Here is a 12,552-nt window from a genome sequence, read left to right as displayed (position 1 = left end):
ATTAGTCTAATGAAATATCGTTAATCAAGACATTGAAAAGCTCAACTTTAGATTTAAGCAGTTTTTCAAAGACTTTGATCTCTTTCAGCCTGGAGTCTATTAAACTCACCTCCCTGGAATTTATCAGGAAAACAGAGCTCTCGCCAAAGCTGAATTTTCGTTCCTCAGCTCTCAACAGGCTGGCATAATCGGTTACAATAGACTGAAAGGTACTGAGCTGCCGGTTATAAGAAAGGATTTCATTTCGGGAAGCCTGTATTTTATTCTGAAGCTGAAGAGACTCGTAATCCAAATCCAGCCGGGCTTCATTGACTTTAATTTTTGCAAGTTTTAAATTTCCACGCTCTTTTCTCAGAAACAGAGGAAGTTTAAAGAAAAGACCCGCCTTGTAATCGTTGGTGTTGAAGTTTTCAAATTGCCCGACGCGTTCATTGATGAAGTTATACTCCAAATCCAGCTGCGGCTTCAGCATCTCCGCTTTAAGCTGGCGGTCTACTTCCAGTCTGTCGATTTTATAGTCTAAAGCTTTGATTTTTGGATGATCTTCCAGTACAAAATTTTCCAGCTGAAGAAAATTGGTCCCTAAAACGGGGTCTAAAGATCCTTCACTAAGCTCTTCTGGTATGACGAAGGGGTCGAGTTCTAACGGAATATTATCCTCAAACCAAAGAAAGTTAGATAATTGAAGTCGGCTTTTGATCAATTTTAAATTGGATTGTTCCAGACTCAATTTCCTATTTTGAACAATGATCCCGGCTTCCAGAGTATCTATCGTAGGGATATTTCCCGATAAAGCACTTTTTTTGATGCCATCAAACCTGACTTCTGCACGTCCCACAAAATCATCAAAAAGCTTCACTTCACGATTAGCCAAATACCAGTCTAAATAAGCCATTACAGCACTGGATAACAAATGGTTAAGACGAATATCACTCTGTGCCTGACTTAAATCCTGCATGATTTTGGCCTGTCTCAAGTCGGCCATTCTTTGATTGATAAACAAACCCTGACCAATGGGAACAGAAACTCCGGCACTATATAAACCATCATCCGGTACAGTGTTCTCGGCGTTAAGAAATTGTCCCTGATTTTGCTCAAAGCCCGCTTTCACTTCAATACCATACCAGGTTGGTATTTTAAAGGTTGAGTTGAGAACATCGTAATATTCGGTTCCTTTGAACTCTTTATTTTTCCAATCTACCATCACCTGTGGGTCGAAAGCACCTCTTGATTTTAACAATTCGGCCTGGGCTGAAGAGATTTCAAAATTGGCAAGTTTTGCTACAGGATGATATTCTTTCACATAAGCCAGAAACTCATTGAGACTGAGAACATTCTCTTCAACAGCTGCCGGCTGATTTTGAGCAGAGCTAAGTCCACTAAAAAATACACCTAAGACTAAAAGATAGAAGCGAATCATTTTTTAGAATTTTGATTCTTATTTTTATCTGTATTGGACTCTTGAGGCGTATAATAATCTGGCGGAAAGCCATTGATTTTCCTCCAGATTTCATACCACACAGGCACATCCTCAAGCAAAGCCATGGTTCTTGCCCCGGAGCCTGCCCGGATCACATCCGGCCAGGGCTGTTCTTCCGGATCCTCTTTGATAAGGACTCTAAATTTTCCTTTTTGAGGATCCATGGTTCTGGATACGGCAACAATTTCACCACCATAGGTGCCATAAGACAAATTGGGCCAGCCCGAGAAAAAGATGGCAGGCCAGCCGTCAAAAATAAGACGGATAGGTTCACCGGGATGTAATAAGGGTAAATCTATAGGGTCTACATAGGTTTCCACTGCCAGATCAAAATCTATAGGCATAATGCTGACGATCTGAGTGCCTTCTTTGAAGGTTTCCCCGATTCCACTTTGCAGGGCTTTGTTAACAAAGCCTCCCTGCGGTGCAGTGATAAATCGCATTCCGGAACGTACGTTGAAATTAGAAAAATCTGTCTCAAGCTTGGTACGCTGAGCTTCTGTATCGAACTGGCCAGAAAGTGCCGTAAACTTATCGCTTTCCGCTTTCGAAATTTTTTCCTGGTAGCTGGCTTTTATACTCGAAATTTCAATCTGAGCGTTTATAAGTTCGTTTCTACTGGAAAGCAGTTTATTCTTCTGTGAAATCACTTTGGCTAAACTATTTTGAAGCTGTAATTTTTTGGCTTCCAGATCTGTTTTAGCTAATAAACCTTCTTCTTCTAAACTTTCTGTCCGTTCAAATTGGCGTTCAGCAATTACAACCTGGGTTTCTGCAGCTTCTAAATCTATACTGTCACTTTCTATTTTCAGATTCGCCTGAATTAATTTATTGAGAGCCTGCTCCAGTTTTAATTTTCGTTCTTCCTTGAGTGCTTCTATCTGATAATTTAAAGATTTTACTTTCTCTACATAAGACTCTAAAGAAAAGTTCTTGGCTGTAATTTGAGATTGAGCCCTCTCCAACAGCAAGGGGTCAAAGAATTTATCTTTAATTTCGGAAATATGTAAGATGGTATCTCCCTTTTCAACGATCTGGCCTTCTTTAACGTACCATTTTTCTATCCTACCCGCAATGGCAGACTCTATAGACTGAGCTCTCTGGCCAGGGTCTAAAGCCGTGACATAGCCTTTACCCTGGACAATCTGCGTCCACGGCAAAAACAAAATCGCTAAAAGCACAATTCCAAAGATAGTCATGATCTTATTAAAGGTCAAAAAACGATCTTTTTGAAAGGTGTATTGCATTGACTTATACTTAGATAAATCAACCTTTTCATTCAGTTTGAGTTTTGATATATCCAGCATCTTATTCGTTTATTGTCATTTCACCATTATCCATGTAGAAAAAACGGTTACACTTATCTTTCCAAAGTTCATTGGTACTCACCACTACCAAAGCCCAGGTTCTGTCGGGTCCGGAGAGGAAATCGATTATTTTTTTGGTTTCATCCTCCATCAAATCCTGAGTAGGGTCTTTCAGCACGAGCAATTTGGGCTTGGAAGCAATGGCTCTTGCAATCATGATTTTTTTGTTGATGGTATAAGGCAAATGCCTGCCTTCAGAATAGATTATGGTTTGCAAGCCTTGTTCCTGTGATTTCACAAAATTACTTAACTCTAATTTTTTTATTAAAAATTGAACATAATCCATGGATATATCCGGGTTATTCAAGGTTATATTTTCGAGTATTGTACCTTCAAAAGTCTGGTTATTGGGGAAATAATGACCCGCAAAATCTCTAAAATAAGTCAGATCAATATTCTTTAAATTGAAATCATTTATAAAAATATTCCCCTCGATATTATCGATTAAACCTACTAAAACCCTAAGTAAAGTCGATTTGCCGGAGCCTGGTGTTCCCTGAACCAAAATAGAATCGTTAGGATAAATTTTAGTGTTTATATTTTTAAGGACCTTTTCATTTCCCAAACTTAGATTGATATTCTTGTATTCAAAAATAAAATCCTGTTCTTTATTTAAAGGTTTATTGCCTCCCTGGATTTCAATAGGAATATCGGTGACTCTACCCAATTTTTCTAAACCGGCAATAAGCACATAAAGGTCTTCTAAACCCTGAATCAGTTTTTCAACAGAGTTGATCATTAAAACGATAATAATTTCAGCAGCCACAAATTGTCCGATGTTCATCTGCTCGTTTATCACCAACAGCCCCCCAACAATCAATAATGCGGCGGCCACAATGACCTTAAAGGCTATCATTTTGAAAAACTGAAACCTCAACACCCGGAAGTGTTTTTCTCTGGCATTCAAATATTTCAAACTGGTCTCATCATTGCGCTGAGAAGCATACGAAAAACTTTCCGAGACCTTAAAGCCCTCAATACTTCTGGCGACTTCCTGAATCCAGTGTGCCGTTTTATATTTATAGCTGGATTCATGTAAAGATTCCTTTACCCCCTCTTTTAAGGAAAGTTTGAAAATAACATAAAACAAGGCAATCAGTAAAAACCCAAAAAAGACAAAAAACGGATGGTATAAAGACAGCAGGATAAGACCAAACCCGATTTGAATAAAAGCACTGGAAAATTCAATAAGCAACTTGGGCAGTGTCTTTTGAATTGTCATCACGTCAAAAAAGCGATTGGCTAACTCTGGCGGATATTCGTTCTGTAAGGCAGAATATTTCATTTTGGGAAACCGGTAAATAAGCTCAAAAGAGGATCGGGCAAAAATACGCTGTTGTAAATCCTCCCCTATTCTAAGCTGCATATACCTTAAAACGCCTCCAAATGCAACACTAAAAAGCACTACACCGGTGAGTAATATCACGGAAGCATTGAAACTTCCTCCTACAATTATATTTACGATAGCCTGGATACCTAAAGGAAGACCAAGCTCTACAAGACCAGCAAAAACCGCATAAAAGAGAATTTTAAAAACAGACTTTCGCTCCAGACTCAATAAGCGGCCTAACCTTATCCAGGGGGTTTTAGTATCAGTTGCCATAAATTAAGAGGTTAAGGTTTTGGTCAATAAATCTTTGTAAAATTCATATAAGTTATCTTTAGAATGACAATCGGTTAAATTATGAAAATGTTCTGACAAAAAATACTGATTTAACGAGCCTTCCATAATAAGGGATGCCAGACTATTGCTATACATATAACGCGGATTTACTCCTACGATCATCTCAGACAAACGCGAAGCTAAACGTTTATAAATACTAAAGTATCCGGCTTCGTTTTCCTCATCTACTAATTTGTGATGATAGGCTTTTACAAACTCAGAATTAAGGATATGTCTCAATTTCTGACCTTCAATTTCAAACGAAGTACATTTGGTTTGCGGCGTACTGAATAAAGTCTCCACCGCTTTCATCAATTTTTCCATACCATCCGGCATATTGTTGGTTTGTACGACGGTCTGAAACTCCACAATCCCCCAGTACAGTGACGATATATATAAAAGAAGCCTGTGTTTATTTTCAAAGTATCTGTAAATAGAACTTTCAGTAGAGCCAATCGCTTTGGCTAACTTCTTAAAGTTAAACTCTTCGATACCATATAAATCTATAAGGTCAATACTAGATTTTACGATATTGATGCCTAAAGAAGAGCTCTCCGGATCTTTAAGGTAAAGACTGGAATTGATGTCTATCCGCAGACTAGATAGTAGATTATGCATCTTTAAAAATTAAGAACGCAAAGTTAATAGTAATACTATCATTTTAAATAATAACAAAGTCTTAAATCTTAATTTTTTTTATTAAAAAGCGTTAAAATAAATTAGTTTCATTAGAATTAAAACCAAAATAAAATGTGTAATTTGTGCTAGTTTTTTCAGAAAAAATGAAGCTCAGACTAAGACTCTATCCACGACCTAAACGCTTTCAGCATAGAGCAGAAAGATGTTTAAACTGCGAACATTCCCTTGATATCTCAGATCGATACTGTCCGTATTGCGGACAAAAGAATTCGACTAAAGCTTTAAATCTTAAGGAGCTTATCACCGAATTTTTTGCAGGACTGATCTCCTATGACTCTCGCTTCAGAAAATCTGTAACTGCGCTCGCCTGTTCTCCAGGCAAACTCAGTCGGGAATACATTCAGGGCAAACGCATAAAATACGTCAATCCTTTCCGGTTTTTTATCAGCACAGCCATCGTATTCTTTATCATTGTGAGCTGGATGAATCGTGAAGAGCTTAGAGATATTAAAATATTATCTGGAGAAGAGATAGAAGCGAATCCTGAAATCATAAACAGTGATTTGGAATTTGTAAAAAATTTACCTGACTCAAAAATCACAAATTACATCAAAGAGCATCCAAAAACCGATTATTCCGAAGCCATACAAGCCCTGGGAATGGAGGATACCATGATGAACAGAGTGAAGTTCGAATTTATGTTTGGGTATTCTCGAATTATTGAAAATCCCACAGGATTTGTAAACTTTCTACTTCCTAAGTTTCCCTTTTTCCTCTTTTTCTTTATTCCGTTATTCACCCTTTTCAGTACTTTATTTTATATAAGAAGAAAAATTCCTTACAGCCATCATCTTATCTTTAATTATAACCAACAAACCGTCTTTTTAATCCTGCTTTTTTTGGCTCTTACACTTGACTTCATAAGTTTCTGGATTTGGTTACTGGTTTACTTTTTTTACCTGTACAAATCCATGAGAAAATTTTATAAGCAGGGAAGGTTCAAAACCATCTTCAAACAACTTGTGATTATGAATTTATACTGGATAAGTGCTTTGCTGGTCCTGAGCAGTTTAGCGACCTTAAGCATTATCTTCTTTTAAGGCAGACTGTGACATCATATAACACACTTCTCGTCCTATTTCCAAAGCACATTCCAGGTATTTTTCATCCTCTAGTTTGGTGTTGTCAAAGAGTTTAGGGTCTTCGTAAGGCAGTGAAAATCTCTCGGTAGCGCCAGGAATAAAGGGGCAATTTTCATCGGCATGCGAACAGGTCATGAGGGCTAAAAAATCATTTTGCGGGTTTTCAGAAGCCTCATACACTTTAGAAAAACAAATGGTCGATAAATCGTTTCCAAATTTCACATCATATCTAGGGTTTCTTACTTCAGCATCAGCAGTTATTTGAAAACACATCGTCTCTAAAGCTTTGATGGAATTGGGATGTAATGCTGTCACTTCAGTACCTCCTGAAAAAACCCCAATTTTAGAAGACATACCATAAAATTCTGCTGCTGCTGCAGCCCAGACCTGCCCAAAATGACTCCTTCTGGAATTGTGGGTACAGATATAAATCAGTTTGGCAATCCCGTTCTTATCAATTTGAGAATCTACCGCCTCTGCCACAGACTTTAAAATAGTTTTCCGTTCTGCTGAAATTAAATGCTGTTCACTTTCAAATTTTCGACAAATTTTTTCAATTCTAGGAAACATACTCCAGGGTGTTAGATTAGGATTAAATTTTAAAATTAATACCTCCATCTATTGGCCAGTGCTACTAAAGACAACATGATTGGAACTTCAATAAGAATACCGACTACTGTGGCCAAAGATGCTCCGGAATTCAATCCAAAAAGCGAAATAGCCACGGCAACCGCCAGTTCAAAAAAGTTACTCGCTCCAATCATAGCCGATGGAGTACAAATATTGTGTTTTAGTTTCAAATAACGGCCGATAAACCAGGTGATAAAAAAAATAAAATACGTTTGAATAGTAAGCGGCACGGCTATCAATAAAATATCAAATGGATTGTCTAGTATTCTTTGTCCCTGAAAAGCAAAAAGCAAGACCAGGGTAGTAATGAGGGCAATCATGGAGACCGGTTTCAATTTTGCCAAAAAGACCGAGTTAAACCAAGCTAAACCCTTTTTTTTAATTAGATACTTATTGGAAATATAGCCTGCGGCCAGGGGAATCACCACAAAGATAAGCAGGGAATAAATCAGTGTATCGTACGGGATTTCGATATCGGTCACGCCCAAAAGCAGTCTGACTATCGGAATAAAAAGCACAAGCAAAATCAAATCATTTAAAGAAACCTGTACTAATGTGTAGTTGGCATCGCCTTTGGTCAGGTAAGACCACACAAACACCATGGCCGTACAAGGGGCAGCGCCTAAAATAATGGCACCGGCAATATACTGCTGGGCATCTTCCGGATTGAGATAGGCACTGAAGATCTGGTCCAAAAACAACCAGGCAAAAAAGGCCATAGAAAATGGCTTGACAAGCCAGTTGATGACCAGGGTAAGTCCGATGCCTTTGCTGTTTTGAGTCACATGTTTAAGTGATGAAAAATCGATCTGAACCATCATGGGATAAATCATCATCCATACCAGAATAGCCACAGGAATATTCACTTTGGCGACTTCCAGGTCACTCAGAAATGCTATAGAATCTCCTGCTAATCTTCCTATTCCAATCCCTGTAATAATGGCTAACACCACCCAAAGCGTCAGGTACCTTTCGAATTTACCCATAAGTTTTGATTCTCGGTTTTATTAAAAAGTGATCAACAACATCCCGATCCTAGAGCACAGGATGAGCTTTGTTCTTCGGTCTGAGGTTCTGGAATTCCGCATTGGTCTTTGGCCAGGCAATCTGTAAGTGTGCTTGCCAAATGAAATTTCCCCTCTCTAAACTCTAAGCTGTATTTACCGATGGTATTTCCCTGATATTCCACTTCAACTTCCAGACTGTCATCTATAAAGAGTTTCTTTTCTGAAAGCTTGATAATGTTTTTCAGCTTTTTGGGCTGTAACCTGTGGTCGACATCATCGGCATTCCAAAGCTGGAAATTCACCGCCTTTTCATGTCTTAGGGTTCCTCCGCAGTCAATAAAATCTTTGGAAACCTGGCCAACTTCAGTCACGTGAAAATGGGACGGGACTGTACTTCCATCCGGCAACTGGAATTGTAGAGTATCCATTTCAGCTAAATGTTCTTTGACTTGTCTGAGTGTCATGGTTATGAGTTTATGTGTGTTTATTTTCAATTTGATACGTCTTATCTAAAAGATTTAGATGTTCTCAATTTTAACCCGGCCTTACACAGCAGCAGGCCAAAAAAATTAGTGTTTTTTCCAAAAAGTCAAAGGCTAGGCTAAGATCCTGTTCAAACTAACAGCAATCATTAGCGCTGGGATAGCGATCGAAAAGCTCATTAAAAATCCCTTTCAGCGCATACCACTTGTCTTCGTTGATACAATAGCAAACGGAGGTGCCTTCAATATTGCCTTTGATAATTTCAGCGTTCTTCAGTTCTTTCAAATGCTGACTGATCGTCGCTTGAGCCAGACCCAATTCCTCAACCAAATCTCCACAAATACAGGTTTGAGATTTCAACAAATACTCAAGAATTGCCAAACGGGCAGGATGGCCAAAGACTTTGGCTATTTTAGAAAATTCGTTTTGCTTTTCTGTAAACAGATCGGATCGTGTCACTCCCATATCGTATAATTATATATTGCAATATTACGATAAAAGACTGATTTTACAAAGTTTTATTAAAGTATTCAACTTCTTGTCTGCCTACAAGTCTTAAGGGTATAGTTTTACAATTTTTAAATTTTTATTTATGATTAGACGTTTGGTCTGCTTTTTTATTTTTTTATCTATCACTCTTGGAATGGCCCAGGATAAAAAGCAGTATGACATTTTGAGGCAGGAGAAATCTGCTAAAATAGATGGTGACCTGTCAGACAAAGTTTGGGAAGACCTGGATATAGCTACTGATTTTATTCAGTATTCTCCTAACCTCAAACTTCAGGCAACCCCAGACCGCAGGACTGAAGTCAAACTTTACTATAATAATCAGGGTATTTTTCTTTCAGCAAAACTGTATGATGATCCCAATCAAATGATGAGTCAGTTTACAACCCGGGATGATTTTGGACAGGCAGATTATTTTGCTCTCATTTTGAATCCTAATAATGACGCTCAAAACGATACTCAATTTTTTGTGTTTAGTTCAGGAACTCAGGCAGATGCTTTATCCTCGCCAAGTATAGGGAGAGATTTTGGATGGAACGCGGTATGGGAGAGCGCGGTTCAAAAAACCGATTTCGGATGGCAACTGGAGATGAAGATACCCTACAGAACTTTGAGGTTCCCTAAAACTGATATTCAAACCTGGGGTGTTCAGTTTAGAAGACATTTCAGAAGAGAGCGCTCCGATTACGCCTGGAACCCTATAGACAGAACCAAGGGTTATGAAGGACTTTATCACGGTCAGCTGGTCGGTTTAAAAAATTTAGAGCCCCCATTAAGGCTGAATTTATACCCGTTTACCACAGGAATTGTAAATACCGTTGGTGACCAGACTTCAACTGATTTTAAGTTAGGCCTGGATATGAAATATGGCCTTACAGATAACCTGACCCTGGATGCTACGCTTATTCCCGACTTTAGTCAGGCAAGGTTTGATAATGTGGTTTTAAACCTAGGTCCCTTTGAGCAAACTTTTGACGAGCAGCGGCAGTTCTTTACAGAAGGGGTAGATCTTTTCACCAAAGGTGACTTGTTTTTTTCAAGACGTGTAGGAAGCGCACCTTCAGGGAGTGTAGATCTTGATGAAAATGAAATTGCTCAAAACAGACCCGGTGAAGTTGGACTGATTAACGCTATTAAAATGTCTGGCCGTCTCAAAAGTGGACTTGGAGTTGGTGTATTTAACGCTATTACAGAATCTACGAATGTTACGGTTTTAGACACACTTCAAAATGAAACCAGAAGTGTGGAAGTTGAGCCTCTGGCCAATTATAATATTCTTGTAGTAGACCAGCAATTCAACAAAAATTCTTCTGTTAGCTTAATCAATACCAATGTCACACGCTCAGGTGACTTCAGAAATGCAAATGTCACCGGAGCCTTGTTTGACCTTATCAATGATAGTAATTCCTACCAACTCTCCGGAGAGTTCAAAATGAGTCATCTGAACCTGAACCAGGATGAAAAAACAGGCTTTAGTTCAGAACTCACATTTGCTAAAATCAGTGATCAATATCAATTTTCGCTTTCACATGATTATGCTGATAAAAAATACGACATCAATGATTTAGGTCTATTATTCAGGAATAACTTCAATAATTTTACAGCCAGAGCTTCCTACCGGATTTTTGAACCTACTGACAATTTTCAGAGTTACAGTATCAGGTTATTTTCACGTTATAGTCAGTTAGCCTCTCCTCAAACCTATACAGGCCTTACTTTATATTCAGAAGCCGTTGCCACTTCGCTGAAGCTGGATACTTATGGTATTGATTTTCGAATGCAACCCGGTAAACAGTATGATTATTTTGAACCCAGAGTTGACGGACGCTTTTTTATAACAGAAAATCAAACCAGATTTGGAGGCTTTGTTTCTTCCAATTATAACAGAACGTTTGCTATCAACTTGAGGGCAAGAGCTGAAACATTTTTTGAAGAAGGCAGGGATTCTTATTCGTATGAATTTAGAATACGACCAAGAATACGATTCAACGAGTTTTTCTTAATGGAATACAATTTCAACTTTGAAAAACAGATTAATGACCGTGGCTTTGCTACTTTTTATCAAGAGGAACCTATTTTCGGGGAGCGTGACAGGCAAATATTAGTCAACAGTATTTCTGCTAATTACATTTTCAATCCTTTTCATGGTTTGAATCTTCAACTTCGACACTACTGGGATACAGTCCTTTATGATGAGTTCATGTACAACCTAAATTCTAATGGAAGACTTTCTGAAAACAAAACCCTGCCTAAAACGGCTTTGCCTTCAAGTCCTGACATCAACTTTAGCACCTGGAATGTAGACCTCAATTATTCCTGGCAATTTGCTCCAGGAAGCTTCCTGACAGCATTATACAGAAATCAGTTGTTTACAAATACCTCTGAAGCACAGAATAATTTTGAAACCACCTTTACCAATTTGTTTCAACAGGACATTCAGCACACCGTATCCTTAAGACTTCAATACTTTTTTGACGTGAACAGTGTCAAGTCTGTTTTCACTACTGAAAAGAGCTAGGCTTTGAGATAGTCGCTGACTTCTTTTACGGTTTGTCTGGCATAGCGACCAACGCCTATAAGCGTAGCCGAAGCAAAGCCAGTCCACCCGCCATAGCCTACAAGCCAGAGGCCATCGATTTCTTTGGCTTTTGTTTTGTCAGTCGGGATTTTCCCCTTATTATCTATGGAAACCAGGTTTTTTAAAAAGCCTGTAGAATATCCAAAACCTGTACACCAAATAATAACATCGGCTTCCTGGTAAGCGCCATTTTCCCAAATCACCCCGCCCTCAGTGATGGACTGTAACTGCCCTTCAGAATGCAGCACATGCCGTTTTCTCGCCTCTTTTACTGAAGGGACCATGACTATATTTCCTAAATTGAATTTAGAACTATCGTATGTTTCTCCCTTTTTCTCAGCATAATATTTGGCTGAAGCCATGTCGAACAAAACTCTGCCATCCACATCATCCGGTAAAAACTGAGGAGCTTCCTTGGTGCCCCAAAAGGTCTCCGCCACTTTGGAAACCTCAGCCAATATCTGAGCTCCAGAATTACCCTCGCCTACAATGACTACTTTTTTACCTGCGAACTTTCCTGAAGATTGGAAATCTGCAGAGTGTAATTGTTCTCCCTCAAATTTTTCGCGTCCAGCAACATCCGGTATAAACGGATTTTTAAAGGTTCCTGTGGCTGAAATAATTGCTTTAGAGTTAAACGGTCCCTGCGTTGTCTCTAGTGTGAAAATATCTCCTCCTTTGCTTATGGCCCTGACCTTGACTGGTCGTGTGATGGGAAAATCGTACCGATCTTCGTATTGACACAAGTAGTCTATGGTTTCCGCCTTAGTGGGAAATTCTCCTGCTGACTCTGGCATTTGCCACCCCGGCAGTGAACTATGTTCAGGTGGTGAAAAAAGAGTTAGTGTTTCCCAAGTCTGTTTCCATGAACCTCCACAGGAATCCTGATCATCCAGAATAAGATAATCTAATTCTTTTCGCCTTAGAAAAAACGCACAGGCCAAAGCACTTTGGCCTCCTCCTACTATGATTACATCGTAAATTTTATCTGTCATGCCTTAAAAATAATTTTAAATCTTCTTCTGATTTGGTAGTTCACAAAACATTAAAGAAAAT

General features: G+C 38.7%; 11 protein-coding genes. 2 read left to right on the top strand and 9 right to left on the bottom strand.

What is annotated here, in order from left to right; genetic code table 11:
* Position 1: 1 nt before the first annotated feature.
* From BLP81_RS02440 to BLP81_RS02425, 4 genes are read right to left on the bottom strand one after another with little or no spacing between them, the layout of a single operon-like run.
* Complete coding sequence (locus BLP81_RS02440) at positions 2-1,420, bottom strand: TolC family protein (protein ID WP_093365258.1); 1,419 nt, start codon at positions 1,418-1,420, stop codon at positions 2-4.
* Positions 1,417-2,787, bottom strand: a complete 1,371-nt coding sequence (locus BLP81_RS02435; protein ID WP_093365256.1) for an HlyD family secretion protein — start codon at positions 2,785-2,787, stop codon at positions 1,417-1,419. Before BLP81_RS02435 ends, BLP81_RS02440 begins: the two co-directional genes overlap by 4 nt.
* A gap of 1 nt (position 2,788) precedes the next feature.
* Entirely contained in the window at positions 2,789-4,450 is a 1,662-nt protein-coding gene (locus BLP81_RS02430; protein ID WP_093365252.1) for a peptidase domain-containing ABC transporter, read from the bottom strand.
* Between the two features lie 3 nt (positions 4,451-4,453).
* Positions 4,454-5,128 carry a TetR/AcrR family transcriptional regulator gene (locus tag BLP81_RS02425; RefSeq protein ID WP_093365250.1) on the bottom strand — a complete coding sequence of 225 codons (675 nt, stop codon included), beginning with the start codon at positions 5,126-5,128 and terminating at the stop codon, positions 4,454-4,456.
* A gap of 164 nt (positions 5,129-5,292) precedes the next feature.
* Between BLP81_RS02425 and BLP81_RS02420 the strand changes: the two genes are divergently transcribed.
* Positions 5,293-6,249: a DUF3667 domain-containing protein gene (locus tag BLP81_RS02420; protein WP_093365248.1), complete on the top strand. Its 957-nt coding sequence runs from the start codon at positions 5,293-5,295 to the stop codon at positions 6,247-6,249.
* On the opposite strand, the gene BLP81_RS02415 is transcribed toward BLP81_RS02420, so the two are convergent.
* The 4 genes from BLP81_RS02415 to BLP81_RS02400 all read right to left on the bottom strand — a co-directional run bounded on the left by BLP81_RS02415 (position 6,229) and on the right by BLP81_RS02400 (position 8,876).
* A complete protein-coding gene (locus BLP81_RS02415) occupies positions 6,229-6,861 on the bottom strand; it encodes an arsenate-mycothiol transferase ArsC (RefSeq protein ID WP_093365458.1) in 633 nt (210 codons plus the stop codon). The genes BLP81_RS02420 and BLP81_RS02415 overlap by 21 nt on opposite strands.
* A gap of 35 nt (positions 6,862-6,896) precedes the next feature.
* A complete protein-coding gene (gene arsB, locus BLP81_RS02410; protein ID WP_093365246.1) occupies positions 6,897-7,907 on the bottom strand; it encodes an ACR3 family arsenite efflux transporter in 1,011 nt (336 codons plus the stop codon).
* A 32-nt stretch (positions 7,908-7,939) separates the two neighbouring features.
* Entirely contained in the window at positions 7,940-8,392 is a 453-nt protein-coding gene (locus BLP81_RS02405; protein WP_093365456.1) for a DUF6428 family protein, read from the bottom strand.
* Between the two features lie 154 nt (positions 8,393-8,546).
* The gene (locus tag BLP81_RS02400) at positions 8,547-8,876 is read right to left on the bottom strand and encodes an ArsR/SmtB family transcription factor (protein WP_093365244.1); all 330 of its coding nucleotides are present in this window, start codon (positions 8,874-8,876) and stop codon (positions 8,547-8,549) included.
* Between the two features lie 127 nt (positions 8,877-9,003).
* Between BLP81_RS02400 and BLP81_RS02395 the strand changes: the two genes are divergently transcribed.
* A complete protein-coding gene (locus tag BLP81_RS02395; protein WP_093365242.1) occupies positions 9,004-11,436 on the top strand; it encodes a DUF5916 domain-containing protein in 2,433 nt (810 codons plus the stop codon).
* On the opposite strand, the gene BLP81_RS02390 is transcribed toward BLP81_RS02395, so the two are convergent.
* Complete coding sequence (locus BLP81_RS02390) at positions 11,433-12,491, bottom strand: ArsO family NAD(P)H-dependent flavin-containing monooxygenase (protein WP_093365240.1); 1,059 nt, start codon at positions 12,489-12,491, stop codon at positions 11,433-11,435. The genes BLP81_RS02395 and BLP81_RS02390 overlap by 4 nt on opposite strands.
* Positions 12,492-12,552: the final 61 nt, after the last annotated feature.

The sequence above is a fragment of the Psychroflexus sediminis genome, assembly GCF_900099815.1.
GTDB classification, from domain to species: Bacteria; Bacteroidota; Bacteroidia; order Flavobacteriales; family Flavobacteriaceae; genus Psychroflexus; species Psychroflexus sediminis.
This window is presented reverse-complemented; position numbering and strand designations above follow the sequence as displayed.